Raw genomic sequence first — 26946 nt, 5'->3', positions numbered from 1 at the left:
GTCGACGGCCTTCTGTGTCGCCATTTGCGTCCACGCCGTCGCGACCGACAGGGGCACCAGCAGAACCGCCTCGATCGCAGGCGCCAGCCAGCGCGGGCCGAACGACAGGTCGTTTATGACCAGAAGCTGCAGGCAGATGATGACGAGGACCGCCGCGCGTGCCGACCAGAAATCAAGCGCGCGGTGGTGGATGACGGCATGCTCGTGACGCATGATGAATGCAGGAACCAGTTGCGGTGGACGATGCAGTTCCACCCAATCTTGGTCTTGCAGTGGTCGCGCCAGAACACATTTTCGTAAGTCTGACGTTACCGGGCTCGGCCCCGAACGAAAAAGGCGCCGGATTTCTCCGGCGCCTTTGACGGAGTCCAAACCAGCAAGCGGTTCAGCCGTTGGCGGCCTGCTTGTGCTGGACCGTATGGCTCTTCTTGAGCAGGTTCGAGACCAGGAAGGCGAGCTCGATCGCCTGGTCGGCGTTGAGGCGCGGATCGCAATGCGTGTGGTAGCGGTCCTGCAGGTCTTCCGCGGTGATGGCGCGGGCACCGCCGGTGCATTCGGTGACGTTCTTGCCGGTCATCTCGACATGGATGCCGCCGGGATGCGTGCCTTCGGCCCGGTGCACTTCGAAGAAGGTCTGCACCTCCTTCAGGATGCGATCGAACGGCCGCGTCTTGTAGCCGGCGGCCTCGATCGTGTTGCCATGCATCGGGTCCGAGGACCACACCACGCTGCGGCCTTCCTTCTGCACTGCCCGCACCAGCTTCGGCAGATGCTCGGCCACCTTGTCGGAACCGAAGCGCGCGATCAGCGTCAGCCGTCCCGGCTCGTTTTCCGGATTGAGCAGGTCGATCAGTTCCAGCAAACCGTCCGGCGTCAGCGACGGGCCGCATTTCAGGCCGAGCGGGTTCTTGATGCCGCGGCAATATTCGACATGGGCATGGTCGGGCTGGCGCGTGCGGTCGCCGATCCAGATCATGTGGCCCGACGTCGCGTACCAGTCGCCCGAGGTCGAATCGACGCGGGTCAGCGCCTCTTCGTAGCCGAGCAGCAGCGCCTCGTGGCTGGTGTAGAAATCGGTCTCGCGCAACGCGAAGTTGGTCTCCGAGGTGATGCCGACCGCCTTCATGAAGTCCATCGTCTCGGTGATGCGGTTGGCGAGCGACTCGTATTTTTCGCCCTGCGGGCTGTCGGACACGAAGCCGAGCATCCAGCGATGCACATTCTCCAGGCTGGCATAGCCGCCCTGGGCAAAGGCGCGCAGCAGGTTGAGCGTCGCCGCCGACTGGCGGTAGGCCATCTCCTGCCGGGCGGGGTCCGGGATGCGTGACCTGGCGTCGAATTCGATGCCGTTGATGATGTCGCCGCGATAGCTTGGCAGCGTCACGCCGGCCTTGGTCTCGTTGTCGGACGAGCGCGGCTTGGCGAACTGGCCGGCGACGCGGCCAACCTTCACCACCGGCTGCGCGCCGGCGAAGGTCAGAACGACGGACATCTGCAGGAAGACGCGGAAGAAGTCGCGGATGTTGTCCGCGCCGTGCTCGGCGAAGCTTTCGGCGCAATCGCCACCCTGGAGCAGGAAGGCGTCGCCGGCGGCGACGGCAGCCAACTGCTTCTTCAGCTTGCGCGCCTCACCGGCAAAAACCAGCGGCGGAAAGGTGGCGAGCTGGGCTTCCGTGTTCTTCAGCGCGGCAAGGTCCGGATAGGCGGGAACCTGCTTGATCGGCTTTTCTCTCCACGAATTCGGCGACCATTTCGTCATCGTTGCACCCAAACGCCCTTCAGCGGCAATTCCCGGAAAACTGTGATCTCCGTGCGGAATTGCGTCAAACAAACAGATGAACGGGCACCTTTGCCCGCCACTCCGGCCCCTATATGGGGTGGCGGCTCCATACACGAAGCCGAATTCCTATTCTAGACCGGAATTTCGGTACTGGCGAATGCGCCGGACGGGCTATGCTGCCTTGTCGACCAGCCGCGCCAGCTGCGTCATCACCACGGCCGAGCCGGCCAGCCGCTTTTCGGCGTTCGGCCAGTCGCGGATGAAGACGACGCTGTGGTCTGGCCGGATCTTGGCCAGCGAACCCTGCTCGCCGATGAACTTGACCAGCCCGACCGGGTTGGGGAATTCGCGCTTGCGGAAATGGATGACGACGCCCTTGGGGCCTGCGTCGAGCTTTTCGACATTGGCCCTGCGGCAGAGCGCCTTGATGAACACGATCTTCAACAGATGCGTCACCTCTTCCGGCAGCGGTCCGAAACGGTCGATCAGCTCGGCGCCGAAGGCGTCGATCTCCTCGGTGTTCTCGAGGTCGCCGAGGCGGCGGTAGAGCGCCAGCCTGAGCTGCAGGTCCGGCACATAGCTTTCCGGGATCATCACCGCCGTGCCGACGGCGATCTGCGGCGACCAGCCGCCGTCCTGCACCTCGCCGGAATCCTTCACTTCGGCCACCGCCTCCTCCAGCATCTGCTGGTAGAGCTCGAAGCCGACCTCCTTGATGTGGCCGGACTGCTCTTCGCCCAGCAGATTGCCGGCGCCGCGAATATCGAGGTCGTGGCTGGCGAGCTGTAAGCCGGCGCCGAGCGTGTCGAGCGACTGCAGCACCTTCAGCCGCCGCTCGGCGGTGTCGGTCAGCTTGCGGTTGGCCGGCAGCGTGAACAGCGCATAGGCGCGCACCTTCGAACGGCCGACGCGGCCGCGCAGCTGGTAGAGCTGCGACAGGCCGAACATGTCGGCGCGATGGATGATCAGCGTGTTGGCGGTCGGGATGTCGAGACCGGACTCCACGATGGTCGTCGACAGAAGCACGTCGTACTGGCCGTCGTAGAAGGCGTTCATGATGTCGTCGAGCTCGCCCGGCGGCATCTGGCCGTGCGCCACCGCGACTTTCAGCTCCGGCACCGATTGCTTCAGGAAATCATGGATCTCGGCGAGATCGCTGATGCGCGGCACAACATAGAAGGAGTGGCCGCCGCGATAGCGCTCGCGCAGCAGCGTCTCGCGGATGACTAGCGGATCGAAGGGCGAGATGAAGGTGCGCACCGCCATGCGGTCGACCGGCGGCGTGGCGATCAGCGACAGCTCGCGCACGCCGGTCAGTGCCAGTTGCAGCGTGCGCGGGATCGGCGTCGCCGACAGCGTCAGCACGTGCACGTCGCTCTTCAGGTCCTTCAGCCGCTCCTTGTGCTTGACGCCGAAATGCTGCTCCTCGTCGATGATCAGCAGGCCGAGATTCTTGAACGAGATCGCCGACCCCAGCAGCGCATGCGTGCCGACGACGATGTCGACCGTGCCCTCGGCGATGCCCTTCTTGGTTTCGGCCAGTTCCTTGGAGCCGACCAGCCGCGAAGCCTGCGCGACGCGGATCGGCAGGCCGGAGAAGCGCTGCGAGAAGGTCTTGAAGTGCTGGCGCGACAGCAGCGTCGTCGGCACCACCACCGCGACCTGGAAACCTTCCATGGCGGCAATGAAGGCGGCGCGCAGCGCCACCTCGGTCTTGCCGAAGCCGACATCGCCGCAGACCAGCCGGTCCATCGGCTTGCCGGCGCCGAGATCGTCCATGACAGAATCGATCGCGCCCTGCTGGTCGTCGGTCTCCTCATAGGGGAAGCGCGCCGAGAACTCGCCATAGAGGCCTTCGGCGGGGATCATGGCGGGCGCCGAGCGCATCTGCCGCTCTGCCGCGATGCGGATCAACTGCCCGGCCATGTCGAGCAGTCGCCGCTTCAGCCGCGCCTTGCGCGACTGCCAGGCGCCGCCGCCGAGCTTGTCCAGCGTCGCCTCGGCCGAATCCGAGCCGTAGCGCGATAGAAGCTCGATGTTCTCGACCGGCAGGAACAGCCGGTCGTCGCCGGCGTAGTGGATTTCCAGGCAGTCATGCGGGGCACCGACCGCCTCGATGGTGCGCAGGCCGATGAAGCGGCCGATGCCGTGGTCGGTATGGACGACGATATCGCCAGACGACAGCGACGAGGCTTCGGCAATAAAGTCTGATGCGCGCTTCTTGCGCTTGGAGCGCCGGATCAGCCGGTCGCCGAGGATGTCCTGCTCGGCAACGACAACCAGTCTCTCGGTCTCGAAGCCGGATTCGAGCGGCAGCACGGCAAGGCACGCCTGCCCCGGCTCGAGCTTTTCCGCCTCGGCAAGCGTCGCCACCGGCTTCAAATTGCCAAGATGATGCTCGGCCAGGATCTGGCCGAGCCGGTCGAGCGAGCCCTCGGTCCAGCCGGCGACGACGACGCGGCGGCGCGCTGCGCGCTCGTCGGCGATGTGCTTCACCACGACATCGAAGACGTTGATGTTGGGATCGGCGCGTTCCTCGGCGAAGCTGCGGCCATGCCGCGCGCCGGCATGGAAGACTTTTTTGCTTCCGACATCGGGCGCATCGAAGACGGTGAAGTCGATGTCTTCGCGCGGGCCGAGAGACGCCTTGAGATTCTCCGGCGAGAGATAAAGCAGGTCCGGCGCCACCGGCTTGTAGGGCACCGCGTCCTTCAGCGCGCCGTCGGCCTGCTTGCGGCGCGCTTCGTAGTGGTCGAGGATCAGCGTGTGGCGTTCGGCCAGCGCCTCATGCGCCAGATGGTCGAAGACCACGGGCACGTCGGGCAGGTAGTCGAACACCGTCTCCAACCGCTCGTAGAAGAACGGCAGCCAGTGCTCCATGCCGGCAAAGCGCCGCCCTTCGCTGACCGCGGCATAGAGCCCGTCGTCGCGCGACGGCGCGCCGAACGCCTCGATATAGGCGCGGCGGAAGCGGCTGATCGTCTCCGGGGTTAGCGCCACTTCGCTCATCGCCTGCAGCGCCATCGACGTGCGCTGGCCGGTGGTGCGCTGCGTGGCGGCGTCGAAGACGCGGATCGATTCCAGCGTGTCGCCGAAGAAATCGAGCCTGAGCGCCTCACTCCAGCCGGGTGCGTAAAGATCGAGGATGCCGCCGCGCACCGCGAACTCGCCGACGCCGCGCACCGTCGGCACCCGCTCGAAGCCGGAGGTTTCGAGCCGCGACACCAGCGCATTCATGTCGATCTGGTTGCCGGGCCTGGCGTGGAACGTCTGCGCTTCGATCAGATCGGCCGGCGGAATGCGCTGTAGCAGCGCGTTGGCGGTGGTGAGGATGACCGCCCGGTGCGGCTTCCTGGCCAGCGCGATCATGGCGGCGAGCGCGTCGAGCCGGCGCGCGGCTGCGTCCGAGCCGGGCGAAACGCGGTCGTAGGGAAGGCAGTCCCAGGCCGGCAGTTCCAGCACCGGCAGGCCCGGCGCGGCAAAGGCCAGCGCCTCGGTGATCGCCGGCAGGCGCTGGCCGTCGCGGGCCACGAACAGCACCGGCTTGTCGGGCGCGATCTCGAGCGCCGTCTGCACCAGCGCGAAGGCTTCGTAGCCATCGGCGACACCGTCGACGATGAACTGGCCGGCGCGGCCCTTCGGCAGGCCGATTGTGGGGATCAGGCTCATGAAATCACGTCGTTCAAAATGTCATGGTGTGGCGCGACGCCAGGATCTTTCGCAGCACCGCGCAATCGATATCGGGCGGAACCGGGCGCTCACCGGTGATCAAAGGCAGGAATTCGGTGTCGGGAATGTCGAGGAGCCTCTCATATTGGTCGATTTCCTCGCCGGTCAAGGCGCCGATCTCGGCATCGGCGAAGGAGCCGAGGATAAGGTCCATCTCGCGCATGCCACGATGCCAGGAACGGAACAGGAGCTTGCGGCGGCGGGCATCGAGCCCCTCGCTTGATCTTCTCGTTCCGGTCATGGCGCCGCGTCCCTGTCTGAAGCGGCGCATATAGCGTGGATAGAGCGCGGTGTCAGCCTTGCGCAATGGCCGTCGCGACATAAGCTGACATCATGCGTCCTTCCCTCCTCGATCCGCTGTTCGTCCCGATCACCTCGCTTGCCGGCGTCGGGCCGAAGGTTGGCCTGCTGATCGAGAAGGTCGTGGCCGCCGATCTCGGCGACCGCGCCGCGCGCGCCGGCGACCTTCTGTTCGTTCTGCCCCACACCGTGATCGACCGCCGCAACCGGCCGGGCATCGCGCTCGCCGCCGAAGGTGCGATCGTCACGCTCGAGGTGCGCATCGACCGCCACCAGCCGCCGCCGCGCGGCAACCGATCGGTGCCGTACCGTGTCTACGCCCACGACGACACCGGCGAGATCGCGCTGACCTTCTTCCATGCCCATGCTTCCTATCTCGAGAAATCGATGCCGGTGGGCGAGCATGTCGTCATCTCGGGCCGCATGGAGTGGTTCAACGGCCGCCCGACCATGGTCCACCCCGACCATATCGCGCTCGCCGGCGAGGCCGAAAACCTGCCGCTGGTCGAACCGGTCTATCCGCTCACCGCCGGTCTCTCAGGCAAAGTGCTGCGCCGCGCCATCGGCCAGGCGCTCGGCCGCTTGCCGGAACTGCCGGAATGGCAGGACGACGCCTTCATGCGCCGCCAGACCTTTCCGGCCTTCGCCGACGCGCTCACCCGCATCCATTATCCGGCGGACCCGATCGACGTCGCCATAGAGGGGGCGGCGTGGCGACGCCTCGCCTATGACGAGCTGCTCGCCGGCCAGGTCTCGCTCGCTTTGGTGCGGGCCAGGATCCGCCGCCTGTCCGGCCGGCCGCTGACCGGCGACGGCAGCATCGTCGAAAAGCTGCGCTCGGCACTCCCCTACTCGCTCACCCCGTCGCAGGAATTTGCGCTCGCCGAAATCGTTGCCGACCTCGCCGACCCCGAGCGCATGCTGCGCCTGCTGCAAGGCGATGTCGGCTCGGGCAAGACGGTCGTAGCACTGCTTGCCATGGCGCGCGCCGTCGAGGCGGGTGGCCAGGCGGCGTTGATGGCGCCGACCGAAATCCTGGCGCGTCAGCATCTGGCGACCATCGCGCCGCTGGCGGAAAAGGCCGGCCTGCGCACCGCCATTCTCACCGGCCGTGAGAAGGGTCGCGAACGCACCGAGACATTGGCGAGGCTGGCCAGCGGCGAGATCGACATCGTCGTCGGCACGCATGCGCTGTTCCAGGAATCGGTGGCGTTCCACGATCTCGTCCTGGCCGTCGTCGACGAGCAGCACCGTTTCGGCGTCCACCAGCGGCTGGCGATCACCGCCAAGGGCGACGCGCCCGACATGCTGGTGATGACGGCAACGCCGATCCCGCGCACGCTGGTGCTCACCGCCTTCGGCGACATGGACGTCTCCAAGCTCACCGAAAAGCCGGCCGGCCGCCAGCCGATCCGCACGGTCACCTTGCCGCTGGAGCGGCTGGACGAGCTGGTCGGTCGCATGCGCGACGCGGTCGCCGATGGCCAGAAGATCTACTGGATCTGCCCGCTGGTCGAGGAATCCGAGGAGATCAAGCTGATGTCGGCGGAGGATCGCTTTGCCTCGCTGAAGCCGCTGTTCGGCGACCGCATCGGGCTGGTTCATGGCCGCATGAAGGGCGCCGAGAAGGACGAGGCGATGCGCGCCTTCAAGCAGGGCGAGACGCGCATCCTGATCGCAACCACCGTCATCGAGGTCGGCGTCGACGTGCCGGACGCCACCATCATGGTCATCGAGCATGCCGAGCGCTTCGGCCTGGCCCAGTTGCACCAGTTGCGCGGCCGGGTCGGGCGTGGCGACAAGCCCTCCTCCTGCGTCCTGCTCTACAAGGATCCGCTCGGCGAGACGGCGAAACGCCGCCTGTCGGTGATGCGCGAGACCGAGGATGGCTTCCGCATCGCCGAGGAGGATCTCAAGCTGCGCGGCGAAGGCGAATTGCTGGGCACCCGCCAGTCCGGCACGCCCGGTTTCCAGGTGGCACGCATCGAGGCCCATGCCGACCTGCTGGAAGCAGCGCGCGACGATGCCCGCCTCATCCTGTCGCGCGATCCGGAACTGCAGTCCGAGCGCGGCGAGGCGCTGCGCCTGCTGCTTTACCTGTTCGGCCGCGATGAGGCGGTGCGTTTGTTGCGCGCTGGTTGAGCGGCCCCAAGCGCCGGATTGGCCAGCGAGCCTTCGATTTGCTCGCCGTTCAGCGTCACGAGCTTGGTCTTGACCTCGGGCGCCACCAGGCCGGCCGAAACGATCAGCTTGGCGCCGTCTTCGATCGTCATGTCGAGCAGCACGATCTCGGATTTCCGCACATACATCAGGAAGCCGGTGGTCGGGTTCGGCGTGCACGGCATGAACACGGCGACCAGCGGGTCGCCTTCATGGTTGAGCTTCTGGTTAATCTCGGTTTCCTTCTCGCTGGCGATGAAGACCAGCGACCAGACGCCCTTGCGCGGATATTCGACCAGCCCGACCTGGCGGAACATGTCGCCCTTGTTCGACAGCACCGTCTCGAAGATCTGCTTCAGCGAGCGATAGATGCCGCGCACCAGCGGCATGCGGCCAAGCAGCCGCTCGCCGAAATTGACGATGGCGCGGCCGACGATGTTGGCGGTCATGAAGCCGATCAGCGTGATGAGCACCAACGCGACGATGAGACCGAAGCCGGGCACCGGAAACGGCAGATAGGTGTCGGGGCTGTAGCGCAGCGGGATATAGGGCTTCACCCAGGAATCGACCCAGCCGATGAACGACCAGGCGATATAGGCGGTGATCGCCAGCGGCGCGCAAACGATGAAGCCCGTCAGGAAATAGTTCCTGAGCCGGGTCATGCCTGAGGTCTTCGGGGCGTCGGACATGGATCACCGCAGCGCAGGTTGCGCCGCAACATTAGTGAACCACAACGCGGTTTGGAACTGCGAAGTTTTTAAAGAGCGTGGGTTGGCGAGCGCCTATTCCACGGTCACCGATTTCGCCAGATTGCGCGGCTGGTCGACGTCGGTGCCCATGAACACCGCGGTGAAATAGGCCAGCATCTGGATCGGCAGCGCGTAGATGATCGGCGAGATGATTTCCGGCACGTCGGGCAGCACGATCGTCTCCATCGTCTTGATGCTCGCCTGCGCCGCGCCCTTGCTGTCGGTGATCAGGATGATCTTGCCGCCGCGCGCCGCCACCTCCTGCATGTTGGAGACCGTCTTTTCGAAGATGCGGTCGTGCGGCGCGATGACGATCACCGGCATGTTCTCGTCGATCAGCGCGATCGGCCCGTGCTTCAGTTCGCCGGCGGCATAGCCCTCGGCATGGATATAGGAGATTTCCTTGAGCTTGAGCGCGCCTTCCATGGCCAGCGGGAAATTGGTGTCGCGGCCAAGATAGAGCACATCCGAATAGCGGGAGAGCTCGCGCGAGATGCGTTCGATCTGGCCGTCCAGCTTGAGCACCTGGTTGGCGAAGCGGGGCGCCTCGGAGAGCTCGCGCACCAGCGCCTTCTCCTCATCGCGCGAGATCGTGCCGCGCGCCACGCCCGCCCGCACCGCAAGCGACGCCAGCACCGACAGCTGGCAGGTGAAGGCCTTGGTCGAGGCGACGCCGATCTCGGGCCCGGCCAGCGTCGGCAGCACGACATCGGATTCGCGCGCCATGGTCGATTCGCGCACGTTGACGACCGCGCCGATCTTCATGCCGGCCTTGCGGCAATAACGCAGCGAGGCCAGGGTGTCGGCGGTTTCGCCCGATTGCGAGATGAAGAAGGCCGCGTCGTTCGACGACAGCGGCATCTCGCGATAGCGGAATTCCGAGGCGACATCGATGTCGACCGGCAACCGCGCATAGCGTTCGAACCAGTATTTGCTGATCAGCCCGGCGAGATAGGCGGTGCCGCAGGCCGAGATCGCCAGCCGGCCGATCTTGGCGAAATCGAACGGCAGTTCCAGCGGCTTCGAGACGCCGGAGACGAAATCCACATAATGCGCCAGCGTGTGCGAGATCACCTCCGGCTGCTCATGGATCTCCTTTTCCATGAAATGGCGTCGGTTGCCCTTGTCAACCATGAAGCCGGTCGACAGCGACTGCTGGCGCTTGCGGTCGACCTTGTTGCCGTCCATATCGAAGATCGCGACCTCGTTGCGGCGCACCACCGCCCAGTCGCCGTCCTCCAGATAGGTGATCGAGTTGGTGAAGGGCGCCAGCGCGATGGCGTCGGAGCCGAGGAACATCTCGCCGTCGCCATGGCCGACGGCCAGCGGCGGACCGTTGCGGGCGCCGACGATGAGGTCCTCGTCGCCCTTGAACATGATCGCCAGCGCGAAGGCGCCCTCCAGCCGCTTCAGCGCCTTGTGCGCTGCCACGACCGGCTTCAGCCCCTTGGCGAGTTCCCGCGCCACCAGATGCGCGACGACCTCGGTGTCGGTCTGCGAGGAAAAGTTGTAGCCGTCGCGGGTCAGCTCGTCGCGCAATTCGGCGAAATTCTCGATGATGCCGTTGTGGACGATGGCGACGCCGTCGGAAAAATGCGGGTGCGCGTTGGTCTCGTTCGGCACGCCATGGGTGGCCCAGCGCGTGTGGCCGATGCCGATCGTGCCGTCGAGCGGCTCTTCCTTCAGCCGGCGCTCGAGATTGATCAGCTTGCCTTCGGCGCGGCGACGGCCGAGCTCGCCATTCTCGATGGTGGCGACGCCGGCCGAGTCATAGCCGCGATATTCGAGCCGCTTCAGCGCGTCGACGATGAGCGGCGCCACCTGCTGTTGGCCGACAATTCCGACGATGCCGCACATGGCCGTTACCCCCGATTCCCCATGGAAAACCAGCGTTATCTAGGGATTGCCGGCCTGCCGTGAAAGTCACTTTGCGTTTCGTTCCGTGTCACCGGAACGGTCATTCTTACGCATGCACCATGACAGACCGCTCTTGCAATCCGATTACTGCAATCGTTCGCCTTTTCAGGCCACCGGTTTGACGGAATTCACTTTTTCCTCGCCGCCGCGGCCGAAGCAAAACGCTCGCGTATTTCCTTGCCCTTGCCCGGAATCGTCTTCTGGCGGGCGCGGCCGAAGGCCAGCGCATCGTCGGGCACGCTTTCGGTGAGGACGCTGCCGGAGGCGATGTAGCTGCCCTTGCCTATCGTGATTGGCGCCACCAGCGAGGAATTCGAGCCGACAAAGGCGCCCTCGCCGATGTCGGTGAAGAATTTCGAGTAGCCGTCATAATTGCAGGTGATGGTGCCGGCGCCGATATTGGCGGCAGCACCCACGCGCGCATCGCCGATATAGGTCAGGTGGTTGACCTTGGCGCCCTCCTCGACGGTCGCCTGCTTGACCTCGCAGAAATTGCCGACCTTGGCCTTTTTCCTGAGATCTGTCCCCGGCCGCAGCCGCGCGAACGGTCCCACCTCGCAGTTCTCCGCGATTGTGGCGCCCGTCATATGGCTGAAGGCATGGATCGTGGCGCCGGTGGAAATCTTGACGCCCAGGCCGAACCAGACATTGGGCTCAACCACCGTATCGGCGCCGATTTCGGTGTCGTGCGAGAAATAAACCGTTTCGGGCGCGATCAGCGTGACCCCTGAGAGCATCGCCTCGCGCCGCCGGCGCGCCTGCCAGATGCCTTCCGCCTCGGCAAGCTCGGCCCGGTTGTTGATGCCGAGCGCGCTCTCGAAGCTGGCTTCCGTCGCCACCACATCGAGGCCGCGAGCACCGGCGATCTCGACGATGTCGGTCAGGTAGAACTCGCTCTTGGCATTGGCATTGCCGACCTCGTCGAGCAGATCCAGCGCGCTCCTGCCGGCGACGGCCATCATGCCGGCATTGCAGAAACCGATCTTCTTCTCCTCGTCGGAGCAATCCTTCTCCTCGCGGATGGCGACCAGCCGGCCGCCCTTCTCGATCAGCCGGCCATAGCCGGTCGGATTGGGCGGACGGAAGCCGACGACGACGACCGCGGCACCTTCCGCCAGCTTCTGCCGCGCGACGGCAAGCGCTTCCGGTTCGATCAGCGGCGTGTCGCCGAACATGACGAGAATATCGTCGTAACCCTTTGATATAGCAGCACGCGCGGCCAGCACGGCATGCGCGGTGCCGAGACGCTTCTCCTGCACGAAAGTCTCGGCGTTCGGCGCGAATTTCTGCGCTGCCTTGCGCATTTCGTCCGCGCCATGGCCGATCACCAGCGCCAGGTCGCCGCTGCCGGCGGCTTCCGCCGCCTTCGCCACATGGGCGACCATCGGCAGCCCGGCGATCGGATGCAGCACCTTGGGCAGCGCGCTCTTCATGCGTGTGCCCTCGCCGGCGGCAAGGATGACGGACAGGCAGGATCTCTGGCTCATGAAAGGGCAACCATATGAACAGGGTCGGGAATCAAGGCATATCTAGCATCAGCGCCCATGCTGCACCAATGCGGTTAAATTCCGGTGAGACGGCGGATCTGCCTACTCCTGATCAGCGCATCTCAAGGCGCGATCCAGCAGGCAATATGCCGCTACAACAGACCGTACTGCCTGAATTCCGCCTGCTCATCGCCGGCGATCCAACCAAACACTTTCAGGCGGCCGTCGCGTCTTTCTACGAGATAGTTGACCTCGAAATCGATGGTCAGACGGTCCTTGTTCTTGCGTTCGTATTCGCCCGACCATTGCACCTTGGCAACGCAATGGTCCTGGTCGATGGGCGTCACCGAGACATCGGCACAAATCATCTTCTTGCTGCCGATCGCCCGATAGGCCTCGAAGCCCTTTTTCATGACGTCCTTCAACTCCGCGCCATTTTCGCCAACGACGACCCCTGCTGGCGTCACGGAGACAAAGCCGGTCGAGTAGATGTCCGCGACGTCGTCCAGATCGACGGTGCCCGCGATCGCGTCGTTGTAGACCCTCTCATACGTCTTGAAGAACTTTTGCAGATCCGCCTTGGATACCATTCTCGCCTCACCGTCGCGCTTGCGCACGAGCCTGCAACGCGGGCTTTCAGGCATCGTTCCGGTTGCGGAGGATGGGAGCTACCCCAGCCGCCCCAGGCCCGGGAAATTTTCCAGCAGCCAGTAGGACGCGCTCTGCACGCCGCCGGTCAGGAAAAACACGCCGGCGACGACCAGCAGTGCGCCGATCGCCTGTTCGACGCGACCGAGATGGACACGGAATCTGGCGAGGAAGCGCATGAAGGCGCCGGAAAACAGGGCGGCGATCAGGAACGGGATGCCGAGACCGAGCGAATAGGCGGCGAGCAGCAACGCACCTTCGCCCACCGTCTCGCGGCCGCCCGCCAACGTCAGGATCGGACCCAGAACCGGTCCGATGCAAGGCGTCCAGCCGAAAGCGAAGGCCAGTCCCATAATGTAGGCGGCGACCAGGCTGGCCGGCTTGCCCTGCGACTGGAAGCGCGCCTCGCGCGACAGCAGCGGAATGCGCAATATGCCGAGGAAGTTGAGCCCCATCAGGATGATCAGTGCTCCCGCCACCATCGCCAGCGGTTCCTGCCACAGCCGCAGCAGCCGGCCGATCGTCGAAGCGCCGGCGCCGAGCGCCACAAACACGGTGGAGAAACCGAGCACGAAGGCGATGGAGGATGCAATCAGCGCGCCACGCGCGCCGGCCCTGGCAGTGGCGCCGGCATCGCCGCGAAAGTCATCGACCGAAACGCCGGCCATGTAGCAGAGATAGGGCGGCACCAGCGGCAGCACGCAAGGCGACAGGAACGAGATCGCCCCCGCTCCGACCGCGCTGACATAGCCGATATCCAATGCCATTCCTGGTGCTCCAGAACGTTATGGCGCTGATATAGCGAGACAAAGGCGCGTCTGCCAATCACCAATGCGTGGCAAGTCGCCGCTACAAAATTGGAAGAAACGGCAGCTTCGACACGTTGAGAAGAAAGAGCCCGCGATCGCCGCGTGCTTGTTTCACGACCCCAGGGAGGTACTCATGAAGTCGATCATTGCTGGATTAGCCGCGCTTTTGCTCGGTGCCACGGCATCCCAGGCCGCCGAGGCGTGGAAGGAAGCCGAGGTCGGCGGCACGAAAATCTACACCGACGCCATGGGCATGACGCTCTACACCTACGACAAGGACGAGAAGGGCAAATCGAACTGCTACGACAAATGCGCCACCAACTGGCCGCCCCTGAAGGCCGAGGCCGGCGCCAAGGCAGACGATGAATGGACGATTGTCGACCGCACCGACGGCACCAAGATGTGGGCCTATGACGGCAAGCCGGTCTACACCTTCATCAAGGACAAGAAGGCCGGCGACGCGACGGGCGACGGCGCCTCCGGCGTCTGGCACATCGTCAAGGCCGACTGAGTTTTCCGCCCCGAAACATCGGCTGGCCGCCGGACAAGGTCTGGATCACCCGGCGGCCAGTTTCCGCCATTGCCGCGCCTAGCGACTCGCTCGAATCGACCGGTCGTTCCAGTGGCTCGATGCTCGAACGGCCCTCCCCGAAATTATGTGGTCCTCTCCATACACTCTAAGAGTGTATTGCCGCGGACGTCTCCGCATTTTGGCCGCCTGCCCTTGACCGATTGCAAAAGCACGGCCATGTGAGCGACGAAAAAGAACGCGTCGCGCCGCTGGAATTCTTCCGCTGGCCCATAGCTGATATGAGACCTCATGGACGTCGTCGTCGTCGAATCGCCGGCCAAGGCAAAGACAATCAACAAATATCTCGGCAAGAACTATAAGGTCCTGGCCTCGTTCGGCCACGTCCGCGATCTGCCGGCCAAGGACGGCTCGGTGCGCCCCGACGAGGACTTCGCCATGTCCTGGTCGGTCGACACCGCCTCGGGCAAGCGGCTTGCCGACATCGCCAAGGCGGTCAAGGACGCCGACGGCCTGATCCTCGCCACCGACCCGGACCGCGAGGGCGAGGCGATTTCCTGGCATGTGCTGGAAGTGCTGAAGCAGAAGCGCGCGCTGAAGGACAAGCCGGTCAGCCGCGTCGTCTTCAACGCCATCACCAAGTCTTCGGTGCTGGATGCGATGGCCAATCCGCGCCAGATCGACGCGCCGCTGGTCGATGCCTATCTCGCCCGCCGCGCCCTCGACTATCTGGTCGGCTTCACGCTGTCGCCGGTGCTGTGGCGCAAGCTGCCCGGCGCCCGTTCCGCCGGCCGCGTCCAGTCGGTGGCGCTGCGCCTGGTCTGCGACCGTGAATCCGAGATCGAGCGCTTCATCCGCGAGGAATACTGGCAGATCGCCGCCATCCTCGGCACGCCGCGCAACGAGAATTTTGAGGCGCGGCTGACCGCGTTCGAGCGCAAGAAACTGCAAAAACTCGACATCGCCAACAAGGCGCAGGCCGACGACATCAAGGCGATGCTCGAAGGCGCCACCTTCAAAGCGCTGTCGGTCGAGGCCAAGCCAACCAAGCGCAACCCGGGCCCGCCCTTCACCACCTCGACGCTGCAGCAGGCCGCCTCGTCGGGCCTCGGCTTTTCGGCCACCCGCACGATGCAGGTGGCGCAGCGGCTCTACGAAGGCATGGACATTGGCGGCGAGACCGCCGGCCTGATCACCTATATGCGAACCGACGGCGTGCAGATGGCGCCCGAGGCGATCGACGCCGCCCGCGATGCCATCGTCAGCGAATTCGGCGCAAAATACCTGCCGGAGAAGCCGCGCTTCTATACGACCAAGGCCAAGAACGCCCAGGAAGCGCATGAGGCGATCCGCCCGACCGATTTCAAGCGCACGCCGGCTTCGGTCCGCCAATATCTCGATGCCGACCAGGCCCGCCTCTACGAGCTGATCTGGAAGCGCGCCATCGCCAGCCAGATGCAGCCTGCCGAGATCGAGCGCACCACGGTCGAGATCGAGGCGGTCAACGGCGCCCGCACCGCCGAGCTTCGCGCCGTCGGCTCGGTCGTGCGCTTCGACGGCTTCATCGCCGCCTATACCGACCAGAAGGACGAGGACGCGGAGGACGAGGAAAGCCGCCGCCTGCCCGAGATCCGCGCCGGCGAGCAGCTTGCCCGCCAGGCGATCAATGCCACCCAGCACACCACCGAGCCGCCGCCGCGCTATTCCGAGGCGTCGCTGATCAAGAAGCTGGAAGAGCTGGGCATCGGCCGCCCGTCGACCTACACGGCGATCCTGAAGACGCTGGAAGACCGCGACTACGTCACCATCGACCGCCGCAAGCTGGTGCCGCAGGCCAAGGGCCGCTTGCTGTCGGCCTTCCTCGAGAGCTTCTTCGAGCGCTATGTCGAATATGATTTCACTGCCTCGCTGGAAGAAAAGCTCGACGAGATTTCCGACGGCAAGCTCGCCTGGAAGGACGTGCTGCGCGACTTCTGGAGGGATTTTTCCGGCGCGGTCGACGACATCAAGGAACTGCGCGTCACCGACGTGCTCGATGCGCTCAACGACGAGCTGGCGCCGCTGGTGTTCCCGGCGCGTGAGGACGGTTCGAACCCGCGCATCTGCCCGAAATGCGGCACCGGCAACCTGTCGCTGAAGCTCGGCAAATTCGGCGCCTTCGTCGGCTGCTCGAACTATCCCGAATGCTCCTTCACTCGCCAGCTCGGCGATGCCGCCAATCCCAATGGCGAGAACGGCAATGGCGAGGACGGCACCAGGCTGATCGGCAAGGATCCCTACACGGCGGAAGAGATCACGCTACGCAGCGGCCGTTTCGGCCCGTATATCCAGCGCGGAGAAGGCAAGGAGGCCAAGCGCTCCAGCCTGCCCAAGGGCTGGGCCGCCGAGCAGATCGACCATGAGAAGGCGTTGGCGCTGCTGGCGCTGCCGCGCGACGTCGGCAAGCACCCGGAATCCGGCAAGATGATCTCGGCCGGCCTCGGCCGCTACGGCCCCTTCGTGCTGCATGACGGCACCTACGCCAATCTCGACAGCATCGAGGACGTGTTCTCGATCGGCCTCAATCGCGCCGTCTCGGTGATTGCGGAGAAGCAGTTGAAGGGCAAGGGCGGCCGCAACGGCGCAACGCCCGCGGCGCTCAAGGATCTTGGCGACCACCCCGACGGCGGCGGCAAGATCGTCGTGCGCGACGGCAAATACGGGCCCTACGTCAACTATGGCAAGGTCAATGCGACGCTGCCCAAGGGCAAGGATCCGCAATCGGTGACGGTCGAGGACGCCCTGGCGCTGATTGCCGAGAAGGAAGCCAAGGGCGGTGGCGGCAAGAAGCCGTTCCGCAAGGCGGCAGCGGCCGGCAAGCCGGCCGCCAAGAAATCCCCGGCCAAGAAAAAGGGATAGGGCGTGGCGCGCAGGATCTCCGGACGAAGCCACGGCGATCCGCGCACCGCCGACACGAGGGCCAAGGTCCGGGACGATTACCGCCCGTCGCGCGAAGAAATCCTGCGCTACATCGCCGAAAATCCGGACCGTTCCGGCAAGCGCGAGATCGCCAAGGCGTTCGCGCTGCGCGGCGATGACCGTATCTGGCTGAAGGATCTGTTGCGCGACCTGCAGGACGAGGGCCTGCTGACCAGGGAACGCAAGCGGCTGACCCGCGCCGGCGCCCTGCCTCATGTCGCCGTGCTCGACATTTTCGGCCGCGACGGCGACGGCGTGCTCCTGGCGCATCCGAGCGAATACAGCGGCGCCGGCTCGCCGCCGGTCGTCTCCATCCGCATTTCGCGTGGAAGCAATGGCCCGGCGCCCGGCATCGGCGACCGCGTGCTCGCCAAGACCTTCCCGACCGACGATCCGGCTGGCCCCGCCTATACCGGCCGGGTGATGAAGATCTTCGAGAAGCGCAGCGACGCCGTGCTCGGCGTCTTTCGCGTCCTCAAGGACGGCACCTTGCGCATCGAACCGGTGGAGCGGCGCCAGCCCGAACTGATCGTCGACAAGGAGTTCCAGAACGGCGCCAGGAACGGCGACCTGGTCGAGGTCGAGCCCGCGCGGGCGTCCCGCTACGGGTTGCCGCGCGCCAAGGTCCTGGCGGTGCTGGGCTCGCTGACCAGCGAGAAGGCGGTCTCGATGATCGCCATCCACGCGCATGACATCCCGCACATCTTCCCGGCCGACGTCATCGCCGAGGCCGACGCGGTGAAGCCTGCGGCGCTTGCCGGCCGCGAGGACTGGCGCGACCTGCCGCTGATCACCATCGACCCGGCCGACGCCAAGGACCATGACGACGCGGTCTTCGCGACGCCCGATACCGACGAGAAGAACCCCAGCGGGGTGCTGGTCACCGTGGCGATCGCCGACGTCGCGGCTTACGTCCGCTACGGCACCGCGCTCGACCGCGAGGCCCTGAAGCGTGGCAATTCGGTCTATTTCCCGGATCGCGTGGTGCCGATGCTGCCGGAGCGCATCTCCAACGACCTCTGCTCGCTGCGCGAGGGCCAGGACCGGCCGGCGCTTGCCGTGCGCATGACGTTCGCGGCCGATGGCCGCAAGCTGCGCCATTCCTTCCATCGCGTCATGATGAAGTCGGCGGCCAAGCTCGCCTACCCGCAGGCGCAGGCGGCGATTGATGGTATGCCCGACGACAAGACCGGGCCGATCCTCGATACGGTGCTGAAGCCGCTATGGGATGCCTATGCGGTGCTGAAGCGCGGCCGTGACGGCCGCCAGCCGCTGGAACTCGACCTGCCCGAGCGCAAGATCCTGCTCAAGGAGGACGGCACCGTCGACCGCGTCGTCGTGCCGGAACGCCTCGATGCCCACAAGCTGATCGAGGAGTTCATGATCCAGGCCAACGTCGCGGCCGCCGAAACGCTGGAGGCGAAGCGCCAGGCACTGGTCTACCGCATCCATGACGCGCCCTCGCTCGCCAAGCAGGAATCGCTGCGCGAATTCCTGGCAACGCTCAGTCTGTCGCTGGCGCGCGGCGCGCAGATGCGGCCCGCACAGTTCAACGGCATCCTCGAGCGCGTGCGCGGCGCCGACAATGAGGCGCTGGTCAATGAGGTGGTGCTGCGTTCGCAGAGCCAGGCCGAATACTCGCCGAAGAACATCGGCCATTTCGGCCTCAACCTGAAACGCTACGCGCATTTCACCTCGCCGATCCGCCGCTATGCCGACCTCATCGTGCATCGCGGGCTGATCGCCGCGCTCGGTCTTGGCCCGGGCGGCCTGACGCAGCAGGAAGCCGATCGGCTGGAAGAGGTGTCGGCGCTGATCTCCGCCACCGAGCGCCGCGCCATGGCGGCCGAGCGCGACACGGTCGACCGGCTGGTCGCCGCCCATCTCGCCGAGCATATCGACGACCGTTTCGACGCGCGCATCTCCGGCGTCACCAAGGCGGGACTATTTGTCCAATTGCCGCAGTACGGCGCGGATGGTTTCATCCCCGTGTCAAGCCTTGAAGGCGATTACTATATATACGACGAAACCGCCCGATCGCTTTTCGGAGAACGCACCGGCAAGGGCTACCAGCTTGCCGACCGCGTCGAGGTCCGATTGGTCGAGGTCGCGCCCATGGCCGGCGCGATGCGTTTCGAAATGCTGACCGATCCGAAGCCGCTGCCCGGCTCCAAACGGTCGTTTCACAAGGCCAAGGGTCGCGCCCGCGCGTCGCAATCGCGCCCACGCGGCAGGAGACGGTGATGGCAAGGCAATTGCAGATGGAAGACCAGGTTTTCGGCGGCGAGCATCATTCGGGCCGCGTCGCCCGCCCGCTGTGGACGGCGATGAAGCGCGGCCTGCTCGGTCGCTGCCCGCATTGCGGCGAAGGCAAGCTGTTCCGCGCCTTTGTCAAGACCGTCGACAAATGCGAGCATTGCGGCGAGGAACTCTACCATCACCGCGCCGACGACCTGCCCGCCTATCTGGTGGTGGTCATCGTCGGCCACATCGTGCTTGGCGCCTTCATGGGGGTCGAGGCGACCTCCACGCTCTCCACCTGGCAGCACATCCTCATCTGGGTGCCGCTGACCATCCTTCTGGCGGTGGTGCTGCTGCAGCCGGTCAAGGGCGCCGTCATCGGCCTGCAATGGGCGCTCTATATGCACGGCTTCGGCGGCGAAGAGGACGTCATCGAGCATCACCCCGAGGCCTGACGTCGCGGCTGGCGCAATCGGCGATGTCCGAACGCCACTTTCGCATGCGGCAAGTTTCCGCTAAAGCGCCTCGCAAATGAACGGGTTCACGCGACGCGCTTCAGATCTTTGCTTTCATGCATGTCATCGTCCCCAGACCGCCACGGCGTCTGGGCGACATGCATCAGCTTGGGGACCGAATGACCAAGGCGAACGTCGACAAGCTTGAGCCAAGCGCTGCCGCGCCCGCCGGCAAGCGGTTGCGCCCGCGCGATGCCGCGACGCTGATCCTGCTCGACCGCAAGGGCAGCGAGGTGCTGGTGCTGATGGGCCGGCGCCATGCCGGGCACGCCTTCATGCCCGGCAAATTCGTCTTTCCGGGCGGCCGTACCGATCCGGCCGACAGCCGCATCGCCGTTGCCACGGACCTTCACCCCGAGGAAGAAGCCAACCTGACCGCGGGCCTCGGCCGCACCAGCCAGGCGCGTGCACGCGCCATCGCGCTGTCGGCCATCCGCGAGACCTATGAGGAAGCCGGCCTGCTTATCGGCCGCAAGGGCGCCTTCACCACTGCCAGGCGCGACTGGCAGGGCTTTGCCGAGCATGGCGTCGTGCCCTCGCTGGAAGTGCTGCGCTTCATCGCCCGCGCGATCACGCCGCCGAACCGGGTGCGCCGCTTCGATACCCGCTTCTTCAGCGCCTGGCGCAGCGACGTCGCCATCGAATTGCCGGATGGCGGCCCGACCAACGAGCTGGAGGAACTGGTCTGGCTGCCGCTCGCCAAGGCCCGCGAGGCCGATATCCCGGACATCACCCGGATGATCCTCGACGAGCTGGAAAAGCGGCTCGCCGACGATCCGCTGCTGCGCCCCGGCGGCGCGGTGCCGCTCTACCGGCGTGTCCGCAACCACTTCACCCGCGAAATCCTCTAGGCTATTCAGGCATCCCATGACGGTCGATACCCAAGAACAGGGCGACGAGCGCGTACACTGGCTGCCGATGATCGCTGCGATCTCCTCGATCAGCGTCGTCGGCATCGCCATCGGCCTCGGCATGCCGCTGCTCAGCGTCATCCTGGAGACGCGCGGCCATTCGGCTTCGATGATCGGCCTCAACACCGCCATCGCCGGCCTTGCGTCGATTGCCGGCGCGCCGCTTGCAACACCGCTCGCCATGCGGTTCGGCGTCGCCTGGACGATGCTGATGATGATCGCGGCTGGCGCTCTTGCCTTCGTCGGCTTCCACTTCGCACCGGATTTCTGGATGTGGTTTCCGCTCCGCGTCGTGCTGCACATCGCGCTGACGGTGCTGTTCATCCTGTCGGAATTCTGGATAAGCACCTCGGCGCCGCCGCACCGGCGGGGCCTGGTGCTCGGCATCTATGCCACGGTGTTGTCGCTCGGCTTCGCCGCCGGACCATGGCTGTTCGCCCATCTCGGCAGCACCGGCTTCCTGCCCTTCGGCGTCACCATCGCCCTGGTGACGCTGGCCGCCATCCCGGTGCTGGCGGCGCGCAACGAAAGCCCGACGATCGTCGCCGACAGCGAGACCAGTCATTTCCTGCGCTACATCTGGCTGGTGCCGACCGCCACCTTCGCGGTGCTGGTGTTCGGCGCGGTCGAGACCGGCGGCTTTGCGCTGTTCCCGGTCTACGGCAGCCGCATCGGCTATTCCGAGGCGGACGCCGCCCTGCTGCTCACCATGATCGGCCTTGGCAACGTGCTGCTGCAGATTCCGATCGGCATGATCAGCGACCGCGTCTCGGATCGCCGCCATCTGCTCCTGGCCTGCGCCACCGTCGGGCTTGCCGGCACGATCTTCATGCCGCACTTCGCCGGGGACTGGCACCTGATGGCGGCGCTGCTGTTCGTCTGGGGCGGCGTCGTCGCGGCGCTCTACACGATCGGCCTTGCCCACCTCGGCTCGCAATTGTCCGGCCATGAGCTCGCCTCCGCCAACGCCGCCTTCGTGCTCTGCTACGGCGTCGGCATGGTGCTCGGCCCACAGGCGATCGGCATCGGCATGGACGTCTTCGGCCCCTCCGGCTTCGGCTGGTCGCTCGCTTTGTTCTTCGCCGCCTATATAGCGCTGGTCGGCGTCAGGCTGATCCGCAAGGTCCTGTAGGCCGACAGGCTGAACGCTCGTCAGGTTACGCTGCTGACATCACCGTGTCAGGAGTACCCCTGCTATACCCACGCTCCACATGCAGGGAGATATCAGATGATCGACAGTGGCTTCGAAACCAAATCCGTGCGGATGCAGTTGCTGCTGCTTGTCAGCTTCCAGGCGCCGGCAGCCGACGTCGATCGCATCATGGACGCCGTGGTCGCCATCACGCCGCTCGGCATGGGCAATTACGACAGCAACGCCTTCCAGTCGGCCGATGGCGTCGAGCGCTACCGGCCGCTCGAGGGTGCCGCCGCCGGCGCCGAGACGCTGCTGCGGCAGCGGCCTGGTACGGTCGAGGTGTCGTTCGAATTGCCCGACGACCAGGGCCTCGCCGCTCAAGTCGTCGAGGCGATCTACCAGGCGCACAGCTATGAGGAGCCGGTGATCCGCATCCAGCCGCTGCTTGCCAGCCGCGCCAAGGGCCTTGACGACCGCGCCAACCCCAACCGCTGGTGGAACACGGCCGGAGACTGGAAGAAGGCCGCCTCCCCAGTCAGGGAGGACGCCTGACCGCCTACCTTGCCGCCGCTGGCCGGCTCCACCATTGCCGGCAGCAGCCGCATCGGGCGTCGCCGAAACCCGCTTGGGGTTGACTTTCCGGACGCGTTCTTTATGTGTCGCGCCAAGTTTCCCGCGTCCGGGTGTTTTCCCCGTGCTCCAGCGGCCAAAACTCCACGAACATTAACGGACGAACATCATGGCCAAAGCCGCAAACATCAAGATCAAGCTTCTGTCGACCGCCGACACCGGTTTCTTCTACGTGACCAGCAAGAACAGCCGCACCAAGACGGACAAGCTGTCGTTCCGCAAGTACGATCCGGTCGCCAAGAAGCACGTCGAGTTCAAGGAAACCAAGATCAAGTAATCCGGTTTCCTCCGAGAATGCCGAAACGCCGCCCTTTGGGCGGCGTTTTTGTTTTTGGCCGGCGATTCGGCCTGACCCGATAGCAGAAGCTTCCGCCGATTGGCGCGAAGTCCTGACGTTCATTTTTTTGGAAAAAGGGGGCCGGTCGGCGTTTGGCAGCGGTACGAGGAGGCCACTATGTGCCAGCGCCGGCCGGCCGACCCCACGGACCCAGGAGATGCGGCGGACCTGAGCATCATGGGGTATTTAACGGAACGATCCGGCGGTCTACCCTCGTGCCGGCCTCGTTTTGTCTATGCTGTACATTTGCGCAAGAGCTTATGAAAATCAACAGTTTCTTAACCAAGCCACCCGAATCGCTTGGATTAAGGTAAATTGCTAACCCTGTCGGATTGACCGGTTAATTGGCGCCCAAGCCTACGCCGCCTTGGCGACCACGCGGTTGCGCCCGCCGCTCTTGGCCTCGTAGAGAGCGAGATCGGCGCGCTTCATCAGGGCGGCCACCGTATCGGCCCCCTTGAGCAGCGACGACACGCCGACGCTGACGGTGACCTCGATCGCCTTGCCCTCATGGCCGATCGCAAACGGCAACTGGGCGATTTCGGCGCGGATGCGTTCCGCGACCTTTTCCGCCACCGCGCCCTCCGTGTCGGGCATCACCACCACGAACTCCTCGCCGCCGAAACGGCAGGCGAGATCGATGCCGCGCACGTTCTTGCGCAACCGCCGCGCGAACTCGCGCAGCACGTCGTCGCCGCCGTCATGGCCATGCGCATCGTTGATGGATTTGAAGCGGTCGAGGTCGGTGATCATCACCGACAGCGGACGCCGCCGCGCCACCGCGCGGTCGAACAGCGTCTGCAGATGGCTGTCGAGGTAGCGGCGGTTGTGCAGCCCGGTCAGCCCGTCGGTCACCGCCATCTCGATGGTCTGGGTGACGCTGGCGCGCAGCTGGTCGTTGTAGCGCTTGCGGCGCACCTGGGTGCGCAGCCTCGCGGTCAGTTCCTGCTGGTCGACCGGCCGCGTCAGATAGTCGTTGATGCCGAGTTCGAGACCGCGGATGATGCGCCCCTCCTCGCCTGCGTCCGCCAAAAGGATGATCGGCAGGAAGCGGGTGCGGTCGAGCGACCGCAGTTGCGAACACAGTCGCAGCGGATCGAAGTCGGCGAAAGCGGTCGAGATCAGCACGCACTCGTAGGCGGTCTCGGCAGCCTGGAAGAAACCGGCATTGGGATCGGTGGCGACGTCGAGCTCGGCGCTGCTTCGCAGCATCTTCTTGATGCGCTCGAAGGACGATTTGCGCTCGTCGATCAGCAGCACCTTCGGCTTCGCATCCTCGGCGGCGAAGTTGCGGCTCAACAGCTCCTCGATGCCGATGTTGCGCGTGGTCGAGGCGCGCAGCCGCAATTCGTCGGTCAGCGACTTCAGCCGGACAAGGCTCTTGACGCGCGTCATCAGCTGCAGGTCGTTGACCGGCTTGGTCAGGAAATCGTCGGCGCCGGCCTCCAGGCCGCGCACCCGGTCGGAGACCTGATCGAGCGCGGTGATCATGACGACCGGGATATGCGATGTCGCCGGGTCGCTCTTCAGCCGCCGGCAGACCTCGAAGCCGTCCATGTCGGGCATCATCACGTCGAGCAGCACGACATCGACCTTGCCGTTCTCGCAGGTCTCGATGGCGTCCGGTCCGTTGGAGGCGGTCAGCACCTCGAAATACTCGGCCAGCAGCCTGACCTCGAGCAGCCTGACATTGGCAGGGATGTCGTCGACGACGAGGATCCGCGCGGTCATCTCACAAGGCTCCGGTCTGGCTGGGCATCAGGCATCGCCCAGATAGGATTTGATGGTTTCGATGAAACGCGGCACCGAGATCGGCTTCGAGATATAGGCCTCGCAGCCACCCTGGCGAATGCGCTCCTCGTCGCCCTTCATGGCGAATGCGGTCACCGCGATGACCGGAATCGAATGGAGGTCGTCATCCTCCTTCAGCCACTTGGTCACCTCCAGCCCGGACACTTCGGGCAGTTGGATGTCCATCAGGATCAGGTCCGGCCGGTGCTTGCGCGCCAGGTCCAGCGCCTCGAGGCCGTTGCGCGTGCGAACCGTGTCGTAGCCGCTGGCTTCGATGAGGTCGCGAAAGAGCTTCATGTTGAGCTCGTTGTCCTCGACGATCATGACCTTCTTAGGCATCGATTTCCCGTCCCGACGGTCCTCGACGCCGAAGACCACCGTCATGCGTCCTTGCCGGATCGCACCCAACCCTCATCCACGCTACGCCAATATGATTGACGAAACGCAAACCGGTGGCCCCAAAAAACTGGCCGGATCCCGTCTCGGGGAGGGCAATGGCTTGCCGCAAGTCGCGCTTGCCGTTACTGCGGAGAGACTCAAATTCCACGCACAAAAGGTAGTCATGACAAACGCGGCGTCAATGCGCGAGGAAGCGGAAGCCCTTGCCATCAGGGCTCTCGGCTTCGTCGCCGCCGATCCTGAGCTCCTGCCGCGCTTCCTGGCGATCACCGGCATCGAGGCGCACTCGATCCGGCGGGCGGCGGGCGAGCCAGGCTTTTTGGCCGGCGTGCTGCAGTTCATCCTCGCCCATGAGCCGACGCTGCTGCGCTTCGCCGAGGAGACCGGCACGCCGCCGGACGCCGTCGGCAAGGCCTTGCGGGCGCTGCCGCTCGGCAACGACGATCACGAGCGCTCGGTATGAGCGACGATCCCGAGACGGCGCGGCAGATCGAAGAGCTTGCCGCGGACGACCGGCCGCTTCTGGTGCTCGACGTCGACGACGTCGTGCTGGAGTTCATCCGGCCGTTCCCGCATTTTCTGCAATCGCGCGGCTTCGCCCTGACGCTGGCCTCCTTCCGCCTCACCGGCAACATTGCCGAGACGGCAAGCGGCCGGTTGATCGAGCAGGCTGAGGTGACGGCGCTTCTCGGCGAGTTCTTCGACGCCCAGGCCGAATGGCAAAGCGTCACCGATGGTGCGGCGCAAGCGCTGTCGACATTCGGCGGCCGTGCCGAGATCGTGCTTTTGACGGCCATGCCGCACAAGCACCGCGCGGCGCGCCGCGCCCACCTCGACGCGCTTGGGCTGAACTATCCGCTGCTGACGACGGAGATGGCGAAAGGACCGGCCGTCGCCAAACTGCGCGGCGCCAACGGTCGGCCGGTCGCCTTCGTCGACGACCAGCCGTACAACCTTCTGTCGGTGCGCCACTCGGTGGCAGACGCGCATCTCTTCCACCTGATGGCCGACAACTCGCTGCGCGCCTTCCTGCCGCCAACGCCCGAAGGCATCGTCGCGGTCGAGGATTGGCACGAGGCGGCGCCGAAGATCGTCAGCGCGCTCGGACTCTAGAGCAAATTCGTGGAAAAGTGTGTAACGGTTTTCCATCCGGAATTGCGTAGAAACAAATAGTTAGAGCGGTTCGGCGATTCCATGAAACGCTGAACCGCTCTAGAACCTGGGGGCGGAAAACCGCTCCGCCCTTTCCCGAAAATGCGTCAGGGCTGCAGCTTCGCGCCCGCCCCGCTGTTGCCCTCGCCGGGAACGACATCCTGATCGGTGCCATCATCCTGATCGGTGCTATCGTCCTCAACGGCATCCGCCGGCTTCAGCATGGCACCATTGACCGTCACCGAACCATCGGGCTTGGCGTTGATCGCCCATTCGATGCGTCCGTCCGGCAGCGTCTTGCCGAACCCTTTGACCGCAAGCACCATCGGAAAATACTGCGCGGCTTCCGGGTCGGTCTTGGCCGCGGTCTGCAAGGCTTCGACGATCTTGTCGTAGCCGGCGATATCGACCGTCACGCTCGCATCGGGCTTCTCGCCGGGGAAGGTCATCTCGCCTTCCAGCGCGATCTCGATGTCCTTGTTCTTCAGCGTGCTGTGGCCGATGACGGCCTTGGGCGTCTTGGCCAGGAAATCGGCGGAGATCTGGTCGCCAAAATCTTCCGGCAGCGGCGGATTCTTATTGAGATCAAGCGTTTCGATCGCCTTCTTCGCCATGCTGTCGAGATCGATGTTGGCGCCGCCGAAGTTCAGGTCGACGTCGGTGGGCAGCAACGCCACGCTCCAGCCGGGCAGCATCTGCTGCGGAATCTTCAGGCCAGAGGCCTTGATCGCATAGTTGATCTTGCCGCTCTGGGAGACGCCGTCCATTC

At 65.1% G+C, this 26946-nt stretch carries 21 protein-coding genes and 2 pseudogenes; 11 read left to right on the top strand and 12 right to left on the bottom strand.

Annotation, left to right across the window (positions count from 1 at the left end):
• The 4 genes and pseudogenes from EN738_RS08825 to EN738_RS08810 form a co-directional block, all read right to left on the bottom strand.
• Positions 1-213 (bottom strand): annotated as a pseudogene (locus tag EN738_RS08825) (hypothetical protein); the annotation flags it as partial.
• 172 nt (positions 214-385) lie between these two features.
• On the bottom strand, positions 386-1759 hold the full coding sequence (locus EN738_RS08820) for a 3-deoxy-7-phosphoheptulonate synthase class II (protein WP_127283350.1): 1374 nt from the start codon (positions 1757-1759) through the stop codon (positions 386-388).
• Between the two features lie 192 nt (positions 1760-1951).
• The gene (mfd, locus tag EN738_RS08815) at positions 1952-5449 is read right to left on the bottom strand and encodes a transcription-repair coupling factor (RefSeq protein ID WP_127283349.1); all 3498 of its coding nucleotides are present in this window, start codon (positions 5447-5449) and stop codon (positions 1952-1954) included.
• A 13-nt stretch (positions 5450-5462) separates the two neighbouring features.
• Positions 5463-5750 carry a succinate dehydrogenase assembly factor 2 gene (locus tag EN738_RS08810; RefSeq protein ID WP_127283348.1) on the bottom strand — a complete coding sequence of 96 codons (288 nt, stop codon included), beginning with the start codon at positions 5748-5750 and terminating at the stop codon, positions 5463-5465.
• A 92-nt stretch (positions 5751-5842) separates the two neighbouring features.
• On the opposite strand from EN738_RS08810, the gene recG reads away from it, so the two are divergent.
• Complete coding sequence (gene recG, locus EN738_RS08805; RefSeq protein ID WP_127283347.1) at positions 5843-7951, top strand: ATP-dependent DNA helicase RecG; 2109 nt, start codon at positions 5843-5845, stop codon at positions 7949-7951.
• Here the strand turns inward: recG and EN738_RS08800 are convergent.
• The 5 genes from EN738_RS08800 to EN738_RS08780 all read right to left on the bottom strand — a co-directional run bounded on the left by EN738_RS08800 (position 7903) and on the right by EN738_RS08780 (position 13537).
• Positions 7903-8658, bottom strand: coding sequence for a DUF502 domain-containing protein (locus EN738_RS08800; RefSeq protein WP_127283346.1), 756 nt, complete (start codon positions 8656-8658; stop codon positions 7903-7905). The two genes, recG and EN738_RS08800, sit on opposite strands and share 49 nt — an antisense overlap.
• A gap of 93 nt (positions 8659-8751) precedes the next feature.
• Complete coding sequence (glmS, locus tag EN738_RS08795; RefSeq protein WP_127283345.1) at positions 8752-10575, bottom strand: glutamine--fructose-6-phosphate transaminase (isomerizing); 1824 nt, start codon at positions 10573-10575, stop codon at positions 8752-8754.
• A gap of 188 nt (positions 10576-10763) precedes the next feature.
• Complete coding sequence (glmU, locus tag EN738_RS08790; protein WP_127283344.1) at positions 10764-12122, bottom strand: bifunctional UDP-N-acetylglucosamine diphosphorylase/glucosamine-1-phosphate N-acetyltransferase GlmU; 1359 nt, start codon at positions 12120-12122, stop codon at positions 10764-10766.
• A gap of 152 nt (positions 12123-12274) precedes the next feature.
• The gene (locus EN738_RS08785) at positions 12275-12766 is read right to left on the bottom strand and encodes a nuclear transport factor 2 family protein (protein WP_245478293.1); all 492 of its coding nucleotides are present in this window, start codon (positions 12764-12766) and stop codon (positions 12275-12277) included.
• Between the two features lie 24 nt (positions 12767-12790).
• On the bottom strand, positions 12791-13537 hold the full coding sequence (locus EN738_RS08780) for a cytochrome c biogenesis CcdA family protein (protein ID WP_127283343.1): 747 nt from the start codon (positions 13535-13537) through the stop codon (positions 12791-12793).
• A gap of 175 nt (positions 13538-13712) precedes the next feature.
• On the opposite strand from EN738_RS08780, the gene EN738_RS08775 reads away from it, so the two are divergent.
• The 8 genes from EN738_RS08775 to rpmG all read left to right on the top strand — a co-directional run bounded on the left by EN738_RS08775 (position 13713) and on the right by rpmG (position 22775).
• Positions 13713-14090: a hypothetical protein gene (locus EN738_RS08775; protein WP_127283342.1), complete on the top strand. Its 378-nt coding sequence runs from the start codon at positions 13713-13715 to the stop codon at positions 14088-14090.
• 309 nt (positions 14091-14399) lie between these two features.
• Positions 14400-17006, top strand: a complete 2607-nt coding sequence (gene topA / locus EN738_RS08770) for a type I DNA topoisomerase (RefSeq protein WP_127283341.1) — start codon at positions 14400-14402, stop codon at positions 17004-17006.
• A gap of 3 nt (positions 17007-17009) precedes the next feature.
• Positions 17010-19310 carry a ribonuclease R gene (gene rnr / locus EN738_RS08765; protein ID WP_127283340.1) on the top strand — a complete coding sequence of 767 codons (2301 nt, stop codon included), beginning with the start codon at positions 17010-17012 and terminating at the stop codon, positions 19308-19310.
• On the top strand, positions 19310-19762 hold the full coding sequence (locus tag EN738_RS08760) for a DUF983 domain-containing protein (protein ID WP_127283339.1): 453 nt from the start codon (positions 19310-19312) through the stop codon (positions 19760-19762). The genes rnr and EN738_RS08760 overlap by 1 nt, the downstream gene beginning before the upstream one ends.
• A gap of 179 nt (positions 19763-19941) precedes the next feature.
• On the top strand, positions 19942-20673 hold the full coding sequence (locus EN738_RS08755; RefSeq protein WP_245494444.1) for an NUDIX hydrolase: 732 nt from the start codon (positions 19942-19944) through the stop codon (positions 20671-20673).
• 16 nt (positions 20674-20689) lie between these two features.
• Entirely contained in the window at positions 20690-21865 is a 1176-nt protein-coding gene (locus tag EN738_RS08750) for an MFS transporter (protein WP_127283337.1), read from the top strand.
• A 96-nt stretch (positions 21866-21961) separates the two neighbouring features.
• Positions 21962-22420: a hypothetical protein gene (locus EN738_RS08745; RefSeq protein WP_127283336.1), complete on the top strand. Its 459-nt coding sequence runs from the start codon at positions 21962-21964 to the stop codon at positions 22418-22420.
• Between the two features lie 187 nt (positions 22421-22607).
• Positions 22608-22775 carry a 50S ribosomal protein L33 gene (gene rpmG / locus EN738_RS08740; RefSeq protein ID WP_006201775.1) on the top strand — a complete coding sequence of 56 codons (168 nt, stop codon included), beginning with the start codon at positions 22608-22610 and terminating at the stop codon, positions 22773-22775.
• A gap of 417 nt (positions 22776-23192) precedes the next feature.
• Here rpmG and EN738_RS08730 read toward each other — a convergent pair whose 3' ends face one another.
• Entirely contained in the window at positions 23193-24566 is a 1374-nt protein-coding gene (locus tag EN738_RS08730) for a PleD family two-component system response regulator (protein ID WP_127283335.1), read from the bottom strand.
• A 27-nt stretch (positions 24567-24593) separates the two neighbouring features.
• Complete coding sequence (locus tag EN738_RS08725) at positions 24594-24965, bottom strand: response regulator (RefSeq protein ID WP_127283351.1); 372 nt, start codon at positions 24963-24965, stop codon at positions 24594-24596.
• 223 nt (positions 24966-25188) lie between these two features.
• Between EN738_RS08725 and EN738_RS08720 the strand changes: the two genes are divergently transcribed.
• Entirely contained in the window at positions 25189-25488 is a 300-nt protein-coding gene (locus EN738_RS08720) for a DUF3572 domain-containing protein (RefSeq protein WP_127283334.1), read from the top strand.
• Complete coding sequence (locus tag EN738_RS08715) at positions 25485-26138, top strand: hypothetical protein (protein WP_127283333.1); 654 nt, start codon at positions 25485-25487, stop codon at positions 26136-26138. Before EN738_RS08720 ends, EN738_RS08715 begins: the two co-directional genes overlap by 4 nt.
• Before the next feature lie 146 nt (positions 26139-26284).
• Here the strand turns inward: EN738_RS08715 and EN738_RS08710 are convergent.
• Positions 26285-26946: pseudogene (locus tag EN738_RS08710) on the bottom strand (hypothetical protein); the annotation flags it as partial.

Origin of the sequence: Mesorhizobium sp. M4B.F.Ca.ET.017.02.2.1 (assembly GCF_003998955.1) — a bacterium.
Lineage (GTDB): Bacteria > Pseudomonadota > Alphaproteobacteria > Rhizobiales > Rhizobiaceae > Mesorhizobium > Mesorhizobium abyssinicae.
This window is presented reverse-complemented; position numbering and strand designations above follow the sequence as displayed.